The sequence below is a fragment of the Xanthomonas campestris pv. badrii genome (assembly GCF_012848175.1).
Classification (GTDB): domain Bacteria; phylum Pseudomonadota; class Gammaproteobacteria; order Xanthomonadales; family Xanthomonadaceae; genus Xanthomonas; species Xanthomonas campestris_C.
In genome coordinates this window covers 3,890,125-3,912,500 of the sequence record NZ_CP051651.1, presented here as the reverse complement: position 1 = coordinate 3,912,500, position 22,376 = coordinate 3,890,125, and the positions used below count along the sequence as shown (strand labels likewise).

17 protein-coding genes and 2 rRNA genes (1 of these 19 running past the window's edge) are annotated in these 22,376 nt (G+C 64.2%); 13 read left to right on the top strand and 6 right to left on the bottom strand.

Translation table 11 applies throughout. The features are described 5' to 3' along the window. Nucleotides 1-1,736 (top strand): 23S ribosomal RNA (locus tag HG421_RS16585) (it extends 1,145 nt beyond the left edge of the window). 112 nt (nucleotides 1,737-1,848) lie between these two features. Continuing rightward, a 5S ribosomal RNA gene (gene rrf / locus HG421_RS16580) occupies nucleotides 1,849-1,963 on the top strand. Nucleotides 1,964-2,667: 704 nt separating this feature from the next. Here rrf and putA read toward each other — a convergent pair. Next, nucleotides 2,668-5,868: a bifunctional proline dehydrogenase/L-glutamate gamma-semialdehyde dehydrogenase PutA gene (gene putA, locus HG421_RS16575; protein ID WP_169707321.1), complete on the bottom strand. Its 3,201-nt coding sequence runs from the start codon at nucleotides 5,866-5,868 to the stop codon at nucleotides 2,668-2,670. A 278-nt stretch (nucleotides 5,869-6,146) separates the two neighbouring features. Here putA and HG421_RS16570 point away from each other — a divergent pair, with 278 nt between their 5' ends. From HG421_RS16570 to HG421_RS16550, 6 genes are read left to right on the top strand one after another with little or no spacing between them, the layout of a single operon-like run. Next, on the top strand, nucleotides 6,147-6,623 hold the full coding sequence (locus HG421_RS16570; RefSeq protein WP_169707320.1) for a DUF2244 domain-containing protein: 477 nt from the start codon (nucleotides 6,147-6,149) through the stop codon (nucleotides 6,621-6,623). 16 nt (nucleotides 6,624-6,639) lie between these two features. Further along, the gene (gene coxB / locus HG421_RS16565) at nucleotides 6,640-7,602 is read left to right on the top strand and encodes a cytochrome c oxidase subunit II (RefSeq protein WP_169707319.1); all 963 of its coding nucleotides are present in this window, start codon (nucleotides 6,640-6,642) and stop codon (nucleotides 7,600-7,602) included. Nucleotides 7,603-7,641: 39 nt separating this feature from the next. After that, the gene (gene ctaD / locus HG421_RS16560) at nucleotides 7,642-9,246 is read left to right on the top strand and encodes a cytochrome c oxidase subunit I (protein ID WP_029221431.1); all 1,605 of its coding nucleotides are present in this window, start codon (nucleotides 7,642-7,644) and stop codon (nucleotides 9,244-9,246) included. A 19-nt stretch (nucleotides 9,247-9,265) separates the two neighbouring features. After that, nucleotides 9,266-9,400 (top strand): hypothetical protein, encoded by a 135-nt coding sequence (locus HG421_RS21445; protein WP_008577456.1) that lies wholly within the window; start codon nucleotides 9,266-9,268, stop codon nucleotides 9,398-9,400. Further along, complete coding sequence (locus HG421_RS16555) at nucleotides 9,397-9,993, top strand: cytochrome c oxidase assembly protein (RefSeq protein ID WP_169707318.1); 597 nt, start codon at nucleotides 9,397-9,399, stop codon at nucleotides 9,991-9,993. The genes HG421_RS21445 and HG421_RS16555 overlap by 4 nt, the downstream gene beginning before the upstream one ends. A 36-nt stretch (nucleotides 9,994-10,029) precedes the next feature. Continuing rightward, nucleotides 10,030-10,905 carry a cytochrome c oxidase subunit 3 gene (locus tag HG421_RS16550; protein ID WP_029221429.1) on the top strand — a complete coding sequence of 292 codons (876 nt, stop codon included), beginning with the start codon at nucleotides 10,030-10,032 and terminating at the stop codon, nucleotides 10,903-10,905. A 93-nt stretch (nucleotides 10,906-10,998) separates the two neighbouring features. Here HG421_RS16550 and HG421_RS16545 read toward each other — a convergent pair whose 3' ends face one another. Continuing rightward, nucleotides 10,999-11,217 (bottom strand): twin transmembrane helix small protein, encoded by a 219-nt coding sequence (locus tag HG421_RS16545; RefSeq protein ID WP_104543860.1) that lies wholly within the window; start codon nucleotides 11,215-11,217, stop codon nucleotides 10,999-11,001. Between the two features lie 60 nt (nucleotides 11,218-11,277). On the opposite strand from HG421_RS16545, the gene HG421_RS16540 reads away from it, so the two are divergent. The 4 genes from HG421_RS16540 to cyoE are packed head-to-tail and all read left to right on the top strand — an operon-like array spanning nucleotide 11,278 to nucleotide 14,676. Continuing rightward, entirely contained in the window at nucleotides 11,278-12,000 is a 723-nt protein-coding gene (locus tag HG421_RS16540) for an SURF1 family protein (protein ID WP_169707317.1), read from the top strand. Nucleotides 12,001-12,027: 27 nt separating this feature from the next. Beyond that, nucleotides 12,028-12,603 carry a hypothetical protein gene (locus HG421_RS16535; protein WP_169707316.1) on the top strand — a complete coding sequence of 192 codons (576 nt, stop codon included), beginning with the start codon at nucleotides 12,028-12,030 and terminating at the stop codon, nucleotides 12,601-12,603. A 10-nt stretch (nucleotides 12,604-12,613) separates the two neighbouring features. After that, nucleotides 12,614-13,777 (top strand): COX15/CtaA family protein, encoded by a 1,164-nt coding sequence (locus tag HG421_RS16530; protein WP_169707315.1) that lies wholly within the window; start codon nucleotides 12,614-12,616, stop codon nucleotides 13,775-13,777. Nucleotides 13,778-13,779: 2 nt separating this feature from the next. Next, on the top strand, nucleotides 13,780-14,676 hold the full coding sequence (gene cyoE, locus HG421_RS16525; protein WP_169707314.1) for a heme o synthase: 897 nt from the start codon (nucleotides 13,780-13,782) through the stop codon (nucleotides 14,674-14,676). 55 nt (nucleotides 14,677-14,731) lie between these two features. Here cyoE and HG421_RS16520 read toward each other — a convergent pair whose 3' ends face one another. Then, complete coding sequence (locus HG421_RS16520; RefSeq protein WP_169707313.1) at nucleotides 14,732-16,303, bottom strand: thioredoxin family protein; 1,572 nt, start codon at nucleotides 16,301-16,303, stop codon at nucleotides 14,732-14,734. Nucleotides 16,304-16,536: 233 nt separating this feature from the next. Then, nucleotides 16,537-17,541, bottom strand: a complete 1,005-nt coding sequence (locus tag HG421_RS16515; RefSeq protein ID WP_169707312.1) for a bile acid:sodium symporter family protein — start codon at nucleotides 17,539-17,541, stop codon at nucleotides 16,537-16,539. 237 nt (nucleotides 17,542-17,778) lie between these two features. On the opposite strand from HG421_RS16515, the gene HG421_RS16510 reads away from it, so the two are divergent. Beyond that, nucleotides 17,779-19,059: a lipase family protein gene (locus HG421_RS16510; protein ID WP_248279403.1), complete on the top strand. Its 1,281-nt coding sequence runs from the start codon at nucleotides 17,779-17,781 to the stop codon at nucleotides 19,057-19,059. A 44-nt stretch (nucleotides 19,060-19,103) separates the two neighbouring features. Here the strand turns inward: HG421_RS16510 and dnaG are convergent, their stop codons facing one another. Together dnaG and HG421_RS16500 are read right to left on the bottom strand one after the other, a co-directional pair. Further along, entirely contained in the window at nucleotides 19,104-20,861 is a 1,758-nt protein-coding gene (gene dnaG / locus HG421_RS16505) for a DNA primase (RefSeq protein ID WP_169707311.1), read from the bottom strand. Between the two features lie 76 nt (nucleotides 20,862-20,937). Beyond that, nucleotides 20,938-21,894: a YihY/virulence factor BrkB family protein gene (locus HG421_RS16500; protein ID WP_169707310.1), complete on the bottom strand. Its 957-nt coding sequence runs from the start codon at nucleotides 21,892-21,894 to the stop codon at nucleotides 20,938-20,940. Nucleotides 21,895-22,376: the final 482 nt, after the last annotated feature.

Here is a 22,376-nt window from a genome sequence, read left to right as displayed (position 1 = left end):
TGCATAAAACGTGTTTTATGCGCGGTAGAGGAGCGTTCCGTAAGCCTGCGAAGGTGGATTGAGAAGTCTGCTGGAGGTATCGGAAGTGCGAATGCTGACATGAGTAACGATAATGCGGGTGAAAAGCCCGCACGCCGAAAGCCCAAGGTTTCCTTGCGCAACGTTAATCGACGCAGGGTTAGTCGGTCCCTAAGGCGAGGGCGAAAGCCGTAGTCGATGGGAAGCAGGTTAATATTCCTGCACCTCGCGTGAGTGCGATGGAGGGACGGAGAAGGTTAGGTGTACCGGGCGTTGGTTGTCCCGGGGAAAGGCGGTAGGTTTGGATCTTTGGCAAATCCGGGATCCTTTAAGACCGAGCACCGAGACGAGCCTTTTTGGCGAAGTCACTGATACCACGCTTCCAGGAAAAGCTCCTAAGCTTCAGCTCACGAAGACCGTACCGTAAACCGACACAGGTGGGTAGGATGAGAATTCTCAGGCGCTTGAGAGAACTCGGGTGAAGGAACTAGGCAACATGGCACCGTAACTTCGGGAGAAGGTGCACCCTTTTTGGTGGCTCGTGCGAGCTATAGCTGAAGAGGGTCGCAGAAACCAGGCCGCTGCGACTGTTTATCAAAAACACAGCACTCTGCAAACACGAAAGTGGACGTATAGGGTGTGACGCCTGCCCGGTGCTGGAAGGTTAATTGATGGGGTCAGCCGCAAGGCGAAGCTCTTGATCGAAGCCCCAGTAAACGGCGGCCGTAACTATAACGGTCCTAAGGTAGCGAAATTCCTTGTCGGGTAAGTTCCGACCTGCACGAATGGCGTAACGACAGCGGCGCTGTCTCCACCCGAGACTCAGTGAAATTGAAATCGCTGTGAAGATGCAGCGTTCCCGTGGCAAGACGGAAAGACCCCGTGAACCTTTACTATAGCTTTACACTGAACGTTGAGTTCGTCTGTGTAGGATAGGTGGGAGGCTATGAAACTGTGGCGCTAGCTGCAGTGGAGCCATCCTTGAAATACCACCCTGTCGTGCTTGACGTTCTAACCTAGGTCCGTTATCCGGATCAGGGACCGTGTATGGTGGGTAGTTTGACTGGGGCGGTCTCCTCCTAAAGAGTAACGGAGGAGCACGAAGGTACGCTCAGCGCGGTCGGACATCGCGCACTGTGTGCAAAGGCATAAGCGTGCTTGACTGCAAGATCGACGGATCAAGCAGGTACGAAAGTAGGTCTTAGTGATCCGGTGGTTCTGTATGGAAGGGCCATCGCTCAACGGATAAAAGGTACTCCGGGGATAACAGGCTGATACCGCCCAAGAGTTCATATCGACGGCGGTGTTTGGCACCTCGATGTCGGCTCATCACATCCTGGGGCTGTAGTCGGTCCCAAGGGTATGGCTGTTCGCCATTTAAAGTGGTACGCGAGCTGGGTTCAGAACGTCGTGAGACAGTTCGGTCCCTATCTGCCATGGGCGTCGGAAGTTTGAGAGGGGCTGCTCCTAGTACGAGAGGACCGGAGTGGACGAACCTCTGGTGTTCCGGTTGTCACGCCAGTGGCATTGCCGGGTAGCTATGTTCGGAAGCGATAACCGCTGAAAGCATCTAAGCGGGAAGCGCGCCTCAAGATGAGACTTCCCGGGGCACAAGCCCCCTAAAGGAACCATGTAGACTACGTGGTTGATAGGTCAGGTGTGTAAGTACAGCAATGTATTGAGCTAACTGATACTAATGATCCGTGCGGCTTGACCATATAACCTCAAGTTGCCTTGGTCCCAACGAACGTTGGTAGATCACCAAACGCAAGCTACGTCACAAGTTACCTCTGCGAGACGAGCGCTCCAAAGCGCTGCTCCAACCGTCTCCCTGGTGAAATTAGCGCTGTGGAACCACCCGATCCCATCCCGAACTCGGAAGTGAAACGCAGCTGCGCCGATGGTAGTGTGGCTCAAGCCATGCGAGAGTAGGTCATCGCCAGGGGCTTTACCCCAAACCCTCAGTCCAAGCGGACTGGGGGTTTGTTTTTTGCGCCGAAAGCCGATCCGGCAACCCCGGCCACTGCCTGCCCACTGAGCAGTGCGCCTCTAACCGCATTGTTTTTGCCCGGCTGACCTCCATCTTGGAGCGCGCCGGTGCATGGCCGGTGCTGCTGGATGCGTGTGGCGACACGGCAACGAGGTGACGAAGCGCCGTAGCCGCCCCCTTAGCTGACCTCGATCAGGCGCGCCTGCCCTCGATCAGGCGCGCCTGCCAGTGGCTGGGCAATTCCGGACGTGCCTTGCGCGCTTGTGGCGAGACCGGCATGCGGATGCGTGCATCGCCGGGCGCGAGTTGTTCGACGATTTCATGGCGCAGGTTGTCCCGGCCCGCATCAGCCAGTGACGCTGCGTGCCCGCAGCCTGCCAGTCCAGCAGGAACGCGACCGAGAAGTAGGCTCGGTCGAATAGCGCCTGCTCGATCCAGGCCGGCTCTATCAACGTGCCGAGTTGGTCGGGTCGAACAGGGCTCGCGGTAACGTCTTGCGCAGACGCTCGCAAACAGGTTCATCAAGCAAAAAAGGGAACGTGTCGAACACGTTCCCTTTTTAATGGATCAGCTCGCTTCGGGGCTTGACTGACTGGCATTGCGCCAATGGCGGGGTTTTTGCGTTTCAACAAGGCTACCCCCAACGCCGGGTCAACTGCCTAGTCGCCCAACGTCAGGAGCGAGGCATTGCCGCCAGCGGCTGTGGTGTTGACCGTGACGACCTTTTCGGTGGCAAAACGCAACAGATAGTGTGGGCCGCCGGCCTTGGGGCCGGTTCCGGACAGTCCCTGGCCACCGAACGGCTGAACCCCGACAACGGCGCCGATCTGGTTGCGATTGACGTAGACATTGCCCACCGCAATGCGGGACGTGATGCGCTCGATGGTTTCGCCGATACGCGAATGCACGCCCAGCGTCAGGCCGTAGCCAGTCGCATTGATCTGCTCGATCACCGCATCAAGCTGGTCGGCCTTCCAACGGATGACGTGCAGCACCGGGCCGAAAACTTCGCGCTGCAGCTGGGCGAGTGAGGTCAATTCGTAGGCGCGCGGGGCAAAGAAGCTTCCGTGGGTGGTGCCCTCGTCCAGCCTGGTGGTTGCGATCAGGCGGGCTTCGCGGTCCATGCGTGCTGTGTGATCGTCGAGGATCTTGAGGGCATCAGCGTCGATCACAGGGCCAACGTCGGTGGAAAGCACGCCCGGGTCGCCGATCTTCAGTTCGCCCATGGCGCCGGCCAGCATGGTCATGACCTTGTCGGCGATGTCGTCCTGGACGAACAGCACGCGTGCCGCGGAACAGCGCTGCCCAGCGGACATGAAGGCGCTGGAGATCGCATCCTTGACCACTGCCTCTGGCAGTGAGGACGAGTCGGCGATGAACGCGTTCTGGCCGCCGGTCTCGGCGATCAAGACGCCGATCGCCGCATCGCGGGCAGCAAGGGTGCGATTGATGATGCGCGCGGTGTCGGTGGAGCCGGTAAAGGCCACACCGGCCACCCGCGGGTCGTTGGTCAGTGCGGAACCGACCGTGGCGCCATCGCCGGGCAGGAATTGAACAGCCGCTTCCGGCACGCCAGCCTCATGCAGCAGTTTGACTGCCGCAAAGCCGATCAGATTGGTCTGCTCGGCCGGCTTGGCGATGACGGTGTTGCCCGCCGCCAGCGCTGCGGCCACCTGACCGAGAAAGATCGCCAGCGGGAAATTCCATGGGCTGATACAGACAAACACACCGCGGCCATGCAGCTGCAGTTCGTTGGATTCGCCGGTGGGCCCTGGCAGGCGTTCGGGGGCACCGAATTGCACGCGCGCCTGGCCGGCGTAGTAGCGCAGGAAATCGACCGCTTCGCGCACCTCGGCGACGGCGTCGGGGAGGGTCTTGCCGGCTTCCTTGACGCAGATCGCCATGAATTCGGGCATGCGCGTTTCAAGCAGGTCGGCAGCGTGCTCCAGGATGGTGGCGCGGCTTGCCGCCGGCGTCCGATTCCAGGCCGGCTGCGCAGCCGCTGCGGTTGCAAGCGCCTTCTGCACGGTGGCCGGGTCGGCTGGTTGCCAATGCCCGACCGTCTCGCGGCGATCTGCAGGATTGAGCACAGGCGCGCGCGGCGTGCTGACGACTGCGCCGGGCACCAATGGTGTTGCCGTCCACAGTTTGATCGCGGCGTTGAGTTGGTCGGCCAGCTGCCGCAGATCGTTGTCGTTGGCGAGATTGGCGCCCATGGAGTTTTTCCTGTTCTGGTTCTGGCTGCGCAACAGGTCGGTCGGCAGCGGGATCTTGGGATGCGGGATCGAAGCGAACGACGACACCGCTTCGACCGGATCGCGGATCAGGTCTTCGATGGCGACGTCCTCATCGGTGATGCGATTGACGAAGCTGGAATTGGCGCCGTTCTCGAGCAGGCGACGCACAAGATAGGGCAGCAGATCCTCATGCGAACCGACCGGCGCATACACGCGGCACGGCAAACCCAGGCGATCGGCCGGAATCACTTCGGCGTACAGGTCATCGCCCATGCCGTGCAGCTTCTGGTGCTCGTAGACCTTGCCACCGGAGATCGCCCGCACGGCAGCGATGGTCTGCGCGTTGTGGGTGGCGAACATGGGATAGAGCGCGTCATTGTGCGCGAACATGCGACGCGCACAGGCCAGATACGAGACGTCGGTATTCTGCTTGCGCGTAAACACCGGGTAGCCGGGGTGACCTTCGATCTGCGCGCGCTTGATTTCTGCGTCCCAGTACGCGCCTTTGACCAGGCGAACTGGAATGCGTCGCCCGACACGGCGCGCAAGATCGGCGAGAAAATCGATCGTGTACGGCGTGCGTTTTTGATACGCCTGCACGGCCAGGCCGTAGCCTTCCCATCCATCCAGCGATGGATCGGAGAAGGTGGCTTCGATGATGTCCAGCGACAGTTCCAGACGATCGGCTTCCTCGGCGTCGACGGTGTAGCCGATGCCATAGGACTTGGCCAGCTGCGCCAACTCCAGCACGCCTGGAACCAGCTCGGCCATCACCCGCGCACGCTTGGCATGTTCGTAGCGCGGATACAGTGCCGACAGCTTGATCGAGATGCTGGGCGCTGCGAACACGTCGGTACCGACGAAGCTGCCGCTACGGCCGATCGCATGAATCGCATCGCGATACGCCTGCAGATAGCGCTGCGCATCCTTCATGGTGAGCGCGCCTTCGCCGAGCATGTCGAACGAGTAGCGGTAGTGGGCATTGTCGCCCTTGCGCGAACGCGACAGTGCCTCGCCAATGGTGCGGCCCATGACGAATTGGTGACCCATGATCTTCATGGCCTGGCGCACGGCCAGGCGAATCACCGGCTCGCCGACGCGGCCGATCAGGCGCTTGAACGCACCAGGCACATCGGCGCGGGTGAGGTCGTTGAGCTGCACCAACCTGCCGGTGAGCATCAGGCCCCAGGTGGAGGCGTTGACCAGCACCGAGTCGCTGCCGCCCATGTGCTTCTTCCAGTCCGCATCGCCGAGCTTGTCGCGGATCAGCTTGTCTGCGGTGTCCTGGTCGGGAATGCGCAGCAGCGCTTCGGCCACGCACATCAGCAATACGCCTTCCTCGCTGCCGAGGTCGTACTGGCGCATGAAGGCTTCGATTGCGCCCTGATCCTGCGCGCGGGCGCGCACGCGGCTGACCAGGTCGGCGGCTAGCGCCTGCACCTTGGCCTGATCGGCGGCGGGCAGACGTGCCTGGTCGAGCAGCTCGTGCACGTGTTCGGCTTCGTCCTTGAGCCAGGCGGCGGTGATGGCGGCGCGCAATGCACCGGGCGCTGCCGGTAATTCGGGCGCCAGCAGCGAATGGGCGGTACTGGAAGAGGCAGTGGGATCGAGCTGGGCGTTCATGCGAAAGGGGGCCTGGATATCCGCGCTCATTCTAGTGAGCCACGGCGGTTGCACACTTGTGTGGATGCGGCAGCTTTCCCGCCGTTTTGTGCAGGTGGCCCGAGGCTGTGACGGTGCCCCTACGCAACAGGCGGGCACGCAGCGGCTTTCGCGAAGTGATTGATTTACTCGCACTTTTAGCTGCACTGCAGCAAATCGCCGATCGCCGGAAACGCTTGCCGCATGCGTCGGCGCGGGTCTACCATCGGGCTGTTCCCGCAGTCCGCTGCGTGTCGCCAATGATCGAAGTGCTGCCGTTGATGTCCGAAGGGGTCGGGACGCAAGTGCGGTTGCGGCCTCCACGGGCACTGTCGTCCCGGCAGTTCGTGTTGTTGTTTGCGGTCCTAGCTGGAACGATGTGGTTGTTTGCGGGCCTGGGGTGGTGGACCGGCAATGCATTCGCGCCGGTATTCGCCCTGTTGCACAGTAGTGTGGTGGCGCTGGCGCTGCGGCAGGTGTGGCGAAGCGGCGAGCGCGAAGAAGCGATCCGGGTAGGGGAGACCGCTGTCGAGGTGTTTCCGTCCGGGCATGCGCCACCAGCGTTTCAGGCACATCCGCATTGGGTGCGGCTGTGCATGGAACGCGATGACAGGGTGCTGTTGGTGAGCAGCGGCAGGCAGATCGAGATCGGAAGTTTTCTCGGGCCGGCCGAACGTGTGGAACTGGCAGATACGCTGAAACGCTTGCTCGCGGCCGCCAATGGCCGTCACCGATGACGTAAGGGTCTAGGCAATGACGCAACGCAGCAGCTGGAAGTGGATGTACACGGGATGGGGCCTGGCCTTGGCGATGCTGGCAGGCGCACCGGCCGCCTTGGCGCAATCGGCCGATCCCAAGGAATGGCAGCTCAACATGGGCCGCGGGGTGACCCAGACCGCGCGCATGGCCTACGAGGCGCACATGGTGGCGCTGTGGGTCTGCGTGGTGATCGGCGCGCTGGTGTTCGGCGCGATGGGCTATGCCATCTTCAAGTTCCGCAAGTCCAAGGGCGCGGTGGCTGCACAGTTCAGCCACAACACGCGGGCCGAAGTGCTGTGGACGGTGATTCCGGTGCTGGTGCTGATCGCCATGGCCTGGCCAGCGACGGCCAAGCTGATTGCGATGTACGACACGCGCGAATCGGAAATGACGGTCAAGGTGACCGGCTACCAGTGGATGTGGAAATACGAATACCTGGGCCAGGGCGTGGAATTCACCAGCCGCCTGGCGCGCGAATCGGACCGGATCCGCCAGAGCGGCGAGCGTCCCACCGTGGCCTCGCAGCCGTACTACCTGCTGGATGTCGACAACCGGCTGGTGTTGCCGGTCAACACCAAGATCCGCTTCGTCATCACCGCCGACGACGTCATCCATGCGTGGTGGGTGCCGGCACTGGGCTGGAAGCAGGATGCGATCCCGGGCATCGTCAACGAAGCCTGGACCAATATCGAGCAGCCGGGCGTGTATCGCGGGCAATGCGCCGAGCTATGCGGCAAGGACCATGGGTTCATGCCGATCGTGGTCGAGGCCCTGCCCAAGGCCGACTTCCAGCGCTGGCTGGCCTCGCGTCGCGGTGCTGCGCAAGCGGCGCCCGCAGGCGCGGCACCGGCTCCCGCGGTGCCCGCTCCTGCACCACCGGCGCCGGCGCCCGCTGGCGATGCAGCGCCTGCCACCGCACCCGCGACGCCGGCTGCCGCACCGACCGCCGCTCTTTAACCGCACGCAACCGCACCGCTTCGCAGAGGTCGTTCCGTCATGGCGCATACCGCAGTCGATCACCACGGACACCACCAGCCCGGTTTCGTCGAGCGCTGGTTCTTTTCGACCAATCACAAGGACATCGGCACGCTGTACCTGCTGTTCTCCTTCGTGATGTTCATCATCGGCGCGGCGATGAGCGTGGTGATCCGCGCCGAACTCATGCAGCCGGGCCTGCAGTTCGTCAAACCCGAATTCTTCAACCAGATGACCACCGTGCATGCGCTGGTGATGATCTTCGGTGGCGTGATGCCGGCCTTCGTGGGCCTGGCCAACTGGATGATTCCGTTGCAGATCGGCGCGCCGGACATGGCGTTGCCACGCATGAACAACTGGTCGTTCTGGCTGCTGCCGGTGGCGTTCACCTTGCTGTTGCTGACCTTGTTTCTTCCCGGCGGCGCGCCGGCCGGTGGCTGGACGCTGTACCCGCCGTTGTCGCTGCAGGGCGGCTACAACGTGGCCTTCAGCGTGTTCGCCATCCACGTGGCCGGCGTCAGCTCGATCATGGGCGCGATCAACATCATCGCCACCGTGCTGAACATGCGTGCGCCCGGCATCGACCTGCTCAAGATGCCGATCTTCTGCTGGGCCTGGCTGATCACCGCGTTTTTGCTGATTGCGGTGATGCCGGTGCTGGCCGGTGCGGTGACCATGCTGCTGACCGACAAGTTCTTCGGCACCAGCTTCTTCAACGCGGCCGGCGGCGGCGACCCGGTGATGTACCAGCACATCTTCTGGTTCTTCGGGCACCCGGAGGTGTACATCATGATCCTGCCGGCGTTTGGCGTGGTCAGTGAAATCATCCCCACCTTCAGCCGCAAGCCGCTGTTCGGGTACCAGGCGATGGTGTACGCGATTGCGGCGATCGCGTTTCTGAGCTTCATCGTGTGGGCGCACCACATGTTCACCGTAGGCATGCCGCTGGGGGGCGAGATCTACTTCATGTTCGCCACCATGCTGATCTCCATCCCGACCGGGGTGAAGGTGTTCAACTGGGTCAGCACGATGTGGAAGGGCTCGCTGACCTTCGAATCGCCGATGTTGTGGGCGGTGGCGTTCGTGATTCTCTTCAGCATCGGTGGATTTTCGGGGCTGATGCTGGCGATCGTGCCGGCCGACTTCCAGTATCACGACACCTATTTTGTGGTGGCGCATTTCCATTACGTGCTGGTCACCGGCGCGGTGTTCGCGCTGATTGCGGCGGTGTACTACTGGTGGCCGAAGTGGACCGGGCGCATGTACAACGAGGCCTGGGCCAAGTTCCATTTCTGGTGGACGATGATCTTCGTCAACCTGCTGTTCTTCCCGCAGCATTTCCTCGGCCTGGCCGGCATGCCGCGGCGCATCCCCGATTACAACGTGGTATTCGCCGACTGGAACCTGGTCAGCTCGATCGGTGCCTTCGGCATGTTCGCCACCCCGTTCCTGATGGCGGCGATCCTGTTCGCTTCGCTGCGCAGCGGCGCCCGTGCCGATGCGCGTGCGTGGGAAGGTGCCAAGGGGTTGGAGTGGACGGTGCCGTCACCGGCGCCTGCGCATACCTTCACCGTGCCGCCGGTGATCAAGCCTGGAGATCTTGCGCATGAAGACATCGGTCACTGAGTCTGCCTCGGCGCCGGCAGTGACGCGTCTGCTTTCTGCGGCCGAGCGGCAGGCGCAGCAGCGCCGCGCGGTGCGACGCACGGCGATCACGGTCGGCATCATCGCGTTGTTGATCTACGCGGGGTTCATCGCATCCGGAGTCATCGGGCGGTGAATGCACGCGCGCCCGCGCCTGCACCCACAGCTGGCTTGTTCAAGCTGGTTGCTGTGGTCCTGGGCGTGTTCGTGCTGACGTTTTCCTTGGTGCCGCTGTATCGCATCGCCTGCGAGAAGGTCTTCGGGATTCGCATGGAGCGCGCGCCCGGCAACGCGCGGGCAGGCGCGGGCACGCTCGCCGTGCCAGGCAAGCGCACGGTGCGGGTAGAGTTCGACGCCGGGGTCAATTCCAAATTGCCATGGACCTTCCATCCCGAGCAGATGACGATGGATGTGGTGCCTGGCGAGCTCAATGAAGCGCTGTACTTCGCGCGCAACGACAGTGCACGCGCAGTGGTTGGCAGCGCGGTGCCGTCGGTCGCGCCGACGCGTGCATCGGGGTATTTCAACAAGACCGAATGTTTCTGTTTCACCGCGCAGACCTTGCAGGCCGGCGAGACGCGCGACATGCCGCTGCGTTTCATCGTCGATCCAGCGCTGCCGCCGGAAGTCACCACCATCACCTTGTCCTACACGTTCTACCGCAATGACGCGCTGACCTCTGAACTGCAGGGCGCAGGCGCCTCTGGTGCGCCACGCGCCGCACCGTAAGTCCATCCACCCTTACCACGACACGGAAGCAACGCCATGGCCGATCACAGTCCCAACGCCGATGCGTATTTCGTCCCGAGCCAGAGCAAATGGCCGTTCGTCGGCTCGATTGCGATGTTCGTGATGATGATCGGCGTGGCCAGCTGGCTCAACGACGCGGCGTGGGGGCGCTGGACCTTCTTCGCCGGCATGGCGATGCTGCTGGCGACCTTGTTCATGTGGTTTGGCGACGTCATTCGCGAGTCCAACGCCGGCAACTACAACCGCCAGGTGGACGGTTCGTTCCGCATGGGAATGGTGTGGTTCATTTTTTCCGAAGTGATGTTCTTCGGCGCCTTCTTCGGTGCGCTGTTTTATACGCGCGTGCTGACGCTGCCCTGGCTGGGTGGCGAAGGCGACGGCGTGATGACCAACGAATTGTTGTGGAATGGCTATTCGGCAGCCTGGCCGACCAATGGCCCGGGCACGATCGGGGGGCAGTTCCAGACCATTCCGGCCTGGGGCCTGCCGCTGATCAATACCTTGATCCTGCTCAGCTCCGGCGTGACACTGACCATTGCCCATCACGCGCTGAAGGGCGGGCGCCGTGGTGCGTTGCTGCTGTGGCTGGGGCTGACGGTGCTGCTGGGCTGCGTGTTCCTGTTCCTGCAAGCCGAGGAATATATCCACGCCTATACCGAGCTCAATCTCACCCTGGGCTCGGGCATTTACGGCTCCACGTTCTTCATGCTCACCGGTTTCCATGGCATGCACGTGCTGCTGGGCACGATCATGCTGGCGGTGATGTGGCTACGCGCGGCCAAGGGCCACTTCACCCGCGACAACCACTTCGCCTTCGAAGCGGCCGCGTGGTACTGGCACTTCGTCGACGTGGTGTGGCTGGCGCTGTTCCTGTTCGTGTATGTCCTTTGAGGGCGGGGATTCGGCAGTGGTGATTCGGGATTCGCAAGAGCAGGCGCCTGCGCGTTTACGAATCCCCAATGCCGAATCCCCAATCCCGGCCCCTCAGCGGCCGACGCCATGCGGCTTGATCCAGCCGGTGTAGATGCCGATGATCACGATCGCGATCAGGGCGACCGATAAGCCGATGCGCCAGGTGAGTGCGTTGACGGTGCGTTTGGTCTGGCCACGGTCGGTGAGCAGGTAGTAGAGACCGGCGCCCAGGTTCCACAGGATCACGATCAGGAAGGCGACAATCAGCAGCGTCTTGAGCGAATCGTTCACAACAGCCCCGGTTGCAGTCGGCGTGGTGATGACATTGCACGCCTTTTTGCGCCGCTTGTCATGACGCGCAAGCACACGGCGGTGGTCGGCTGGGCGTTGGCGGTGCTGGTGAGCGCGGGTTTTGCGTCGCTTGGGCACTGGCAGTTGCAGCGTATGCACAGCAAGCAGGCCTTGCTGGACCTCGCCGCGCATGTGCGCGACACCACACTGCCCCTGGCCCAGGCGCTGAACTCGCCGCACGAGCTGGCATGGGTGCGCGGGCGCGTGCGGTTTTTGCCGCAACAAGTGTTGCTGGACAATCAGCTGCACGACGGGCGTGCCGGTGTGCGCGTGTATCAGCTGGCGGCGCCGGAAGGCATGTCAGAAAGCATATTGGTCGATCTGGGCTGGCTGCCATTGCCAGCCGATCGGCAGTTGCCCACTATCGCTGCCCTTGAGGGTACCCAGACCGTGCAGGGGTTGGTGAGCGCACCGCCATCGGCGGGGTTGCCAATCGGGCCGGCATTGACGCCGGGGCGCGCGGGGCAGACCTGGTTGGCCACGCGCCTGGATGCGGAGGCGCTAAGAACCACGCTTGGCAGGCGCGACATTTCGTCGCAGGTGCTGCGCCTGGACCCTGCACTGCCGGTGGGCTACGTGCGCGATCTGGACATGTTGCCCAACACGCTGCCGCCCGCGCGGCACTTGGGTTACGCGGTGCAATGGTTCGGGCTGGCGCTGGCGGTGCTGTGCACCGCCGCGCTGCTGAGCTGGCGTGCGCGGCGAGGCAGGCGCGGGCACTGACGCCTGCGGCATGAGAAAATCGCCGGTATGACCACCTCTCCATCGGCCACACCGCACGCGGTCAAACGCGGCCGCAGAATGCTGATTGCCCTGGCGGTGCTGTTCTTCGGCTCGATGTTGCTGGCCGGCGTGCTGCGCTTTTCCGGCTGGCAGCCGGCATCGATGCGCAACAACGGCCAATTGCTCAATCCGCCTGCCGACCTGCGTGCGCTGACGCCCGTGCGCGCAAACGGGCAGCGCTATGCATGGGCACCTGGGCAGCGCGTATGGCGGATCGCGTTGGCTCCGCCGGAAGGGTGTGCGCAGCGGTGCGTGGCATTGGCCGCGGAACTGGACAAGGTGTGGCAATTGCTGGGCCATCGCGCCGACAAGGTGGAGGTGCTGTGGATCGGTACGCCGCCGGCCGGGCTGCCGCCGATGCCGGCCTTGCGCGTGCTGCGCGACGACGCACAGCTGCGCGACGCGCTGCCGCATGCAGACGATGCGGCCGGCGTGCCGGTGTATGTGATCGACCCCAACGGCTTCGTGATCCTGCGCTATGCCCCGGGCTTCGACCCGGCCGGCCTGCGTGCGGATCTGGTCAAGCTGCTGAAACTGATGTGAGCCCGTTTCGATGAATCTGTTTGCGCCACCGGTATTGTTCCGTCACTTCCACCGCATGGCCTGGCTGGCGGCGCTGTTCACTGCGAGCACGATCCTGTTTGGTTCGTTCGTGCGCCTGTCCGATGCCGGCATGAGCTGCCCGGACTGGCCGACCTGCTACGGCCGCGTGACCTGGCCGCAGACCACCGACGAAGCCAACACGCATGTGGCCAGCAAGATCCGGCCGCTGGAGTCGCACAAGGCCTGGCGCGAGCAGGTGCACCGCTTCCTGGCCGGGGCGCTGGGTGTGGAGGTGCTGGTGCTGACGCTGCTGGCCGCGCGCCGCCGTCGCATGGGCATTGCCCAGGTTGTTTCGGCCGCAGTGCTGGTGGCGTTGTCGATCCCGCTGTACATGTCCGGCTGGCATGGGGTGGCGATGGGCGTGGCGCTGGCCGGCGAGGCCATCCTGCTGTTGGCGGCGTTGCGCTGGAGCAACATCGACCTGGCGCGCGCGGCGGTGCTGACGCTGGCGGTGGTGATCTTCCAGGCGCTGCTGGGCATGTGGACGGTGACGCTGTTGCTCAAGCCCATCGTGGTGATGGGCCATCTGCTCGGCGGCATGCTGATGTTCTCGCTGCTGGTGTGGATGGCCTGGCGTGCCACGCACCTGCCGATCACGCTGGCCGACGCCTCGCGGTTGAAATGGCTGCTGCGGCTGGGCGTGGCGGTGCTGGGCCTGCAGATCGCGCTCGGTGGCTGGGTCAGCGCCAACTACGCCGCGCTGGCGTGCGGCGGCGGCAGTTGGTCTGCGGACAACTTCCCGCGTTGCGTCAGCCAGTGGTGGCCGCCGCACGACTTCCGCGAGGGCTTCACACTGTGGCGCGGCATTGGCGTGGATTACGAAGGCGGCGTGCTCGATGGCGCGGCGCGGATCGCCATCCAGATGGCGCACCGGCTGTGGGCGATTGCCACTGCGCTGTACCTGTGGTGGCTGGCGTGGCGCTTGTCGCGCTCGCCGGGCATGCGGGTGTGGGCAGGCGCATTGGCGCTGCTGGTGGCGGTGCAGGTGACGCTGGGCATGCTCAACGTGAAGCTGGCGCTGCCGCTGGAAGTCTCGGTGCTGCATAACGGTGGCGCGGTGGCACTGTTGTTCGTGCTGGTCTCCCTGTTGGCGCGGTTGCGCGCGCCGGAGTGAGCATGGCCGTCAGCGCACGCGATTACTGGGATCTGACCAAACCCAAGGTGGTGGCACTGATCGTGTTCACCGCGCTGGTGGGCATGTTCCTGGCCATTCCCGGCATGCCGTCCTGGGTGCAGGTGCGCACCGGCGCGCTGGGCTTTCTGGGCATCTGGCTGGCCGCCTCGGCAGCGGCGGCGATCAACCAATTGCTCGATGCCAAGATCGACGCGCAGATGGCGCGCACCTCGTGGCGTCCGCTGGTGGTGGGCAAGGTGCGGCCGTGGCAGGTATTGGTGTTCGCCGGCGCGCTGATCGTGATCTCCATGACCATTCTGGTGGTGTGGGTGAATGTGATCACCGCGGTGCTGACCTTCGCCTCGCTGATCGGGTATGCGGTGATCTACACCGTCTACCTGAAGCGCGCGACCTCGCAGAACATCGTGATCGGCGGCCTGGCCGGCGCCACGCCGCCGATGCTGGGATGGGCCGCGGTGACCGGCTTGCCGACCACCGCGGACTGGATCAATGCCTCGTTGCTGGTGCTGATCATCTTCATCTGGACCCCGCCGCATTTCTGGGCGCTGGCGATCTTCCGCCGCGCCGATTACGCCAAGGCCGCGATCCCGATGCTGCCGGTGACCCACGGTGTGCCGCATACGCGCAAGCAGATTCTGGTGTACACGGTGCTGCTGGCGCTGGTGACGGTGCTGCCGGTGGTGGTGGGCATGAGCGGCATGTTCTACCTGGGCGGTGCGCTGGTGCTCAACGTGGTGTTCCTCTGGTACGCCTGGCGCATGCTCGACCCGCCGGACGAACTGTTTTCGATGAAGATGTTCGGCTATTCCATCGTCTATCTGATGGCGTTGTTCGCCTTCCTGATGGTCGATCACCTGCTGTTGCCGTGGGTGCGTTAGTTCCGGCTACGGCCGCCGCCAGTGCGCGGCGCAGGCGCGCTGGGCGCCTGCCGCTCTAGCCCAACCAGGCGGCGCAATCGGTCTTGCCGCCACAGGTGGTCTGCGCCTTCTGCCGCAGGCGCGCCAGCACTGCGCTGCCTTGCGCGGGGTGCTGTTTGCTCCAGGCCTGCAACGATGCGCCCACCGGGTCGAAGTGCCTGCGGTTCTTGCGCAGATAGCCATCGGGTTGCTTGGCCAGATCGCCGATCACCTGGCCTGCAAGCGCTTCGATGGCGGCGGCATCGTTTGGGTTGAGGCGGATCATGGCATCCAGATACGGCATGCCGCGCTGTACCAGCGTTCCTTCGCTGCCAGGGGTGGCGTATGCCCTCTTGAACCAGGACAGCGCCGTCTTGCTGTCGCCGCGCTCTTCGGCCAGGTGGCCCAGGTAGGGCATGTAATAGGACGGCGTCTTGCTGCGGCCCAACTCGGCCAGCAGCAACTGTTCGGCCGCGCTGTTGTCGCCTACCTCCACCAGTAGATCGACCGCGCTTTCGATGGCGGATTGGCGCTCCTCGGCGGTCTTGGCCGCTGCAACGGCCCAGTGCACACGTTGATGCACGGTCTCCACCACGGCGGCAGGCAGCGGCGGCTGCGGCCCTTCTTGCTGCTCGGCGGCTTCGGGCTGCCCCTGAGACAGACGTGCGAGCGCGATCACTGCAGACGCGGTGCGTAGCCGGTCCACGATCGGCAGCGTGGGGTCGGCATAGGCTTGCGCCAATGCCCGATTGAATGCCTCCGACAGCTTGGCCCGCGCGTGCGCATCATCGCTGGCCGAGGCCACCAGGGTGGCTGCACCGGGGACCAGCACATGCAGATTGGCCCGGACCTCGGCCGGATCGGCGATCACCGCCTGCAGCAAGGCATGCGTGGCAGGCGTGGCGACCGGCTTCTGCCTGTTGGCGAGCACCGCCAGCAGGCCGAATTGCCGTTGCAACGCCGGCTGCGGCGCTGTCTTTGCCAAGCGTGCCAGCACGCCGGGGGCCTGCTTGGCATCGACCAGTTGATTGTCGTAGAGCCAGCTGTAGCCGGCGAGCAGTGCCCAATCGTCCTGCGTGAGCGATGCAGGGGTCTTGAGCGCCACATCCAGCAGTTGCCTGGTGCTGGTGGTGCGCTGGGCCGCTGCGCGCAGGCTGTCGATGAGCTGGGCCGTCGTGGTGTCGCCGATCAGCCGGGTGATCTCGCTGCGATCCGGGCGCAGCATGAGGATGGTGGGGTACCCCTTGACTGCGAAACGCTCGCCCCAGCGCTGCGCCTCCTCCTGGTCGCCGTCCAGATGCACGGCGATGAAGCGCCGGGTCTGCGCAACGAAGGCCGGATCCTTGAAGGTGGTGGCCTTGAGGCGATTGCAGGGCGGGCACCAGATCGCGCCCCAGTACAGCAGCACCGGTTTGCCGGTCTTTCGGGCTTCTTCGAAAGCCTTTTCGACGTGACCTTCGTTCCAGTCGATGCCGGCCGGCGCGGCTGAAGGCGTGGCGGCCTGACGCGGCGGCGCGGCTGGCGTGGTTTTCTCGCAGGCGCTCAGTGTCGCCAGCGACAGAAAGAGCGCACAGAGCGCAGGAGACGGCGAACGCAACGAGACAGCCATGGACACCTCTGTGTGACAAACGTCGAACGCAGCGTCGAACCGGGTTGCGGCGCGTCACTGCAGGTCCGAAAGTGTGAGCTGTCGGGATGTCGGCCAACGCGGGCGATGCGAACTGCTGTCACGCCGAGCGTATGTCGGCGGGGTATTAGTCTCAGGAGGGAACGAGGATGCGCAGCTGTACCTTGCGGCTGCCTGGTCCCGGCGCTCGCCAGCAGGCGAGCGCGATGCGCCGGCTAGCGCTTGCCGGGCTGCGGCGGTGCATCGCCTGGAGCGTTGCGCGCATACCGCGCTGCCACGAACGCGCAGACGATCAGCTGCACCTGGTGATACAGCATGATCGGCAGCACGATCGCGCCCAGCCCGCCACCGGCGAACATCACCTTGGCCATCGGTACGCCGGTGGCCAGGCTTTTTTTCGAGCCGCAGAACACGATGGCGATCTCGTCTTCGCGGTTGAAGTGCAGGCGCCGCGCAAGGAAGGTGATCGAGACCATCGCCATCGCCAGCAACAGGGCTGCCACGCCGATCACCGCAAGCAGGGCCGGCAACGGGGTCTTCTGCCACAGCCCTTCGTTCACCGACGCGCTGAAGGCGGTATAGACCACCAGCAGGATGGTGGCCTGGTCGGTGTAACGCAGCACCGCCCGATGCCGTTCCACCCAGCCGCCGATCCAAGGGCGCAGGAAATGGCCGGCCAGGAACGGCACCAGCAATTGCAGCAGGATCTTGCCGATCGCTTCGGCCGGATGCGCCATTGCGCCCTGGCTGCCGACCATCGCGCCCATCAGCAGCGGAGTGAAGAACACCCCCAGCAGGCTGGAAAGCGAGGCCGCGCAGACCGCGGCCGGGACATTGCCGCGCGCCATCGAGGTGAACGCAATCGAGGACTGCACGGTGGATGGCAGCGCGCACAGGAACAGCACGCCGATGTACAGCTCCGGTGTCAGTGCCACATGCGCCAGCGGCTTGAGCAGCAGCCCGAGCAGCGGAAACAGCACGAAGGTGCAGGCCAGGATCACCAGATGCAGCCGCCAGTGCAGCGCGCCGGCCTTGACCGCCTCGCGCGACAGCCGCGCGCCATGCAGGAAGAACAGTGCGGCGATCGCCACGTCGGTGACATCGTCCATGACCGCAGCAGCGGTACCGGACACCGGCAGCAGCGAGGCGAGCGTGACCGTGCACAGCAGCGCGAGGGTGAAGGGATCGATGCGCAACCGCGCCAGCCAGTGTTTGATCATCGTGTGTACTTGAGGGGGAAGCGACCCAACGGACTGCCATTGTAGAGGTCAGTTCACTGCTGTGACTGCGTGTGGCCCGGCACGGTAGTGCGCCCGGTTCCCGCATGGGCGTGCTGCTGCGTCAGTCCGCAAGCGGCCAGCGGGCACGACGGTGGCAGCGCCAGGTTCGCTCTGTGCCACGGCTTGAAAGTGCGCTGTAGCCGACATCCACGCGCGCGAATCCTTGCTAGATTCCGAGTGCGCAGGCAGCCGCTGCGCTCGTGTGTGCTCGCGTGTCCACGCAACGCCAGGGAAAGGAGTCATTGCATGCGTTACGACCAATATCAGCAGACGTTCGCGCTCTCCACGCTTGCCAATTGGGTGGGGGATCGCAAGGGCAGCCAGCCAGCGTTGCAAGCGGATTACCAGACCACGTTGTTGCAGACACTGGCATCGGCCGACTGCCAGGACAGAATCGGCGATTGGCAGCTGGTCTGGGGGCCTCAGGTCTGGCAAGCGCCCAATTCGTCGCTGTCGGGCAATGCGATGTATGTCGCCCATACCGACGCCATGCCCGGCATCGGCGAAGCGTATGTCGTGGCACTGAGCGCCACCAATCCAGAGTCGCTCTACGACTGGTTCAGCGAAGACTTCGACGTTTCCTCGGTGGTGGACTTTACGAGCTATTCGCCGCTGCTTGGCACCGCTCCGGTCGCCGCAAAAAAGCCAATCAAGCCGGGAAGCGCCGTCATCTCGATGGGAGCGGCGACGGGCGTGTGGCATCTGCTCAACATGGTGAGCCCACCCTCCGCGCTGGCACCGGACACCGGATTGCTGGAATTCCTGCAATCGCTGGATGGCAGCAAGGCCACGGTGATCTTCGCCGGGCATAGCCTGGGGGGCGCGCTATCGCCCACCTTGGCGACCTGGCTGAAAACCAATGGCAAGCTGGACAATTTCAACGCGGTGCATTGTTACCCCACGGCCGGCGCTACTCCCGGCAACGGTGCATTTGCAGCGTTGTGCGCGCAGGCATTGCCCCCGCCACCGGCGGGGGCCGCGCCGTATCAGCGATGGAACGTGGATCTGTGGAATACGCTCGATTGCGTGCCCCATGCCTGGGCCGTGCCGATGCTCGGCCAGATCAAGACGCTTTATCGCAACATGCCGATCGAGGAAATCGACGTCTTGGTCGATGTGGCCATCGCCAACGCGGTGGCGTCCACGGTGAGCTACCAGCAGATCAACAATCAGCCGCTAAGCGGCACCCTGACCGGCATCCCCACCACCATCGTGCAATTTCTCGAGCAGATGGCACATCAGCACACCACCGCCTATCAGGCATTGATCGCCGAATGGCTGACACCGGTGCCGGTGACGCCACAGACGCAGAGTGTGGATGCCACCCAGGCGCGCGATGACCTGATCGACCGGTTGGTTGCGCATGCCGGCCAGGCGGCGCTGGTTGATGTCGACAAGATCGAGGCCGTCGGCATGTCGGTCGAATCGATGGCCAAGACCTTGTTCAAGGATCTATGAGCATGCGGCAGCCATCGGTAACGTGAGGGCGGAGCGCTGGGTGATCAGCGCGCGCCGGGACGCAGGCGCAGCAGTTCGCGCAGTTCGTATTTATCCGTGTCGTCCAGGCCCTGCGCACGTTGCTTGGCCTGCAATTCTTCCAGGCGTTGCTGCAGCAGTTGCCGGTCGAGCTGGGCCATGGCGTCGTGCAACTCGATCGCCCAGCTCTGCTCGTCGCCTGGCAGCACCTGCGCGGCCAGCTTCTGCAGGGCGGCTTGTTCCTCGCGTTCGGCAAAGTGCTCCAACAGCGCGCCGGTGCTGATTTCGGGGCGCTGCCGCACCAAAGCCAGCAGTTCCATCAACAACTCGATTCCAGGCAGGCGCAGGCCAGCGAAGTTGTGTTGGCCCTCCAGGCTCATCGCCAGCGAGGGCTGCTGCAGCAGGATCGCGATGGCCGCGCGCACCAGGCTGCGCCGCTGCACCGGTGCGCCGACCCGCGCGGGCACGCGGGCCTGCGGCGTGGCGCCGTGGCCGGGCGAACTGGGCGAGGCACCCACGCCGGTCATGCGCGCCAGTTCCTGCCGCATCAGATCGCCGAACGCGCCTTCGGGTATCTGCGCCAGCATCGGTTTGGCGCGTTCGGCCAGGCGCGCCTTGCCGTCGAGTGTGTGCAGGTTGATCTGCCGCGAGATCTCGTCGAAGAAGAACTGCGACAGCGGCGTGGCCTGTTTCAGGCGCGTATCGAAGGCCTGCGCGCCTTCCTTGCGCACGATGGTGTCCGGGTCTTCGCCGTCGGGCAGGAACAGGAAGAACGCCTGGCGGCCGTCCTTCATGCGCGGCAGCACCGACTCGAGCGCGCGCCAGCCGGCCTTGCGCCCGGCGTTGTCGCCGTCGAAACAGAAGTAAACATCCGGCGCATTGCGGAACAGCAGCTCGGCATGTTCGGGCGTGGTGGCCGTGCCCAGCGTGGCCACCGCCTGGGTGACGCCGAACTGGAACAGCGAGACCACGTCCATGTAGCCCTCCACCACGATCAGCCGTTCGATCTTCTGGTTGGCCTGGCGCACCTGCCACAGGCCGTACAACTCGCGGCCCTTATGGAACAGCGCGGTTTCCGGCGAATTGAGGTACTTCGGGCCCGGGTCGCGGCCATCGGCCGGCGCGCCCAGGATGCGGCCGCCGAAGGCAATGACGCGGCCACGGCGGTCGAAGATCGGGAACATCACCCGGTCGCGGAACTTGTCGTAGACATGGCCGCGGTCGTTCTTGGAAAACAGCCCGGCACGTTCCAGTACGCTCATGCGACGCGCATCGGTGCCCAGGGTGTCCTTCAATGCGCTGTAGCCATCGGGTGCATAGCCGATCTGGAACCGCGCGCGGTTCTCCGCATCCACGCCGCGTCCGTCCAGGTACTCGGCGGCGCGTGCGTTGCCTTCGAGTTGGCGCTGGAAGAACTTGGTCGCCGCCTCCAGCGCCGAGTACAGCTCGCGGCTGTCGTCCTGCTGTTGCGGGGTGCGTTGCTGGGTCTCGCGCGGAATCTCCATGCCGGCGCGCTTGGCCAGCTCGTCGACCGCATCGAGAAACTCGAGGCGGTCGTAATTCATCAGGAAGCTGATCGCCGTGCCATGCGCGCCGCAGCCGAAGCAGTGATAGAACTGCTTGGTCGGCGAGACCGTGAACGAGGCCGAGCGTTCGTCGTGGAACGGGCAGCGCGCCGAATACTCCTTGCCCTGGCGCTTGAGCGGCACGCGGCCGCCCACGATCTCGACGATGTCGGTACGTGCAAGCAGTTCGTCGATGAATGCGTCGGGGATGCGGGCCATCCCGCTAGGATATCCCAGCCGCCAGCGCCAGCCTGCGCCGGCCGGCCGCCAGAGGCATCAGCGCACCTTCGCCGGGTCAGCTGCGCGCAGGTGTGTCCGGCAGCGTGGGGACGCCTGCCGCCACTGGCGTGGCGATGGCCTCGGGCGGGTGATCCGGGTCCACGCCGGCCTCGCGCAGCTTGCGGTGCGAGCGCACGCGCTCGTCGATGACCGCAGTCAGCAAGGCGCCGACGAAGAACACCACCGAGGCGTAGTACATCCACACCAGCAGGATGACCAGGGTGCCCATCGAGCCGTAGGCGCTGCCCGGCGCGGCCTTGGCGATGTACACGCCGATGGCATAGCGGCCCAGCGCGAACAGCAGGGCGGTGATGACGCCGCCGACGAAGGCCTGCCGCCAGTTGACGGTGCGATCGGGCAGGTAGCGGTACAGAAACGCGAACGCCACCGAGTACAGCGCCAGCGTGGTCACATAGCCCACCGCCGGCAGTACCGACGGCAGCCGCGCGAACACTACCTGCAGGGCGGTGGTGGCGATCATCGACACGATCAGCAGAAAGCCCAGTGCCAGGATCACCCCAAAGGAAAAGACGCGTTTCTTCAGCCACGCCATGATGCCGTCCAGGCGCTGCTTATCGGTGCGGAAGATCAGGTTCAGCGCGTTCTGCAATTGCGCAAACACCGCGGTGGCACCGATGAACAGCAGCAGCGTGCTCCACAGCCCGGCCAGCGAGCCGACGCCGGGCTGGTCGGTGGCATTGCGGATCACCGTGTCGGCCACCTCGGCGGCGCTACCACCTGCCAGTTGCGCGATCTGTTGCACCAGCGCTTCCTGTGCCGGTGGATACAGCGAGGCGGTCAGCCACAGCAGCAAGACCAGCAACGGCGCCAGCGACAGCAGCGCATAGAACGACAACGAAGCGGCCTGCGTCATCACGTCGATTTCGAGAAACCGGTTGAACAGCGCCATCGGCAGACTGCGCTGCAGGCGGCCCAGATGCTTTTGCAAGTATTCGGTGGAAAGCGTCGTCACCGGCGAGATCCTTGGCGCATACCGTCGCTGACGCAGGTGGCATGGAGCCAGACCGGTATGCGGAGTGCCTGGCCCGCGCCTGCGCTGGCGTCACCGTTCTAACAGGGCCGGATCGAAGGTGCGGTGAAAAGTGGCAGCTGCGTTCGCGCGCGAGTCGAGACATCGAGCGCAACGCGTGATGGGTGTGCCCGATGTGGCGTTGTTGCGCAGGCAGTCCCAGCACTGCGATCGGTCGTGCTGCAAGCGGGCTGGCAGTGGCTGCGCTTGGATAGGGACATGCGAACGTCCTCTCGAATGCGCAGAGGCGGCGAGCCTGACAGGACGGCGTGGCGTTGCAGCCATATGAGCGCGGCTACCGGAACGCTCGGCTCTACGGTATGTCGCTTGAGAATGCTGGCTTTGAAGCGAAGCAGGCGCCGGCAGGCGCATCAGCACGCCAGTGATCCTAGCGTGCTGATGCCGCTACTGCTGGCTCACCGGAT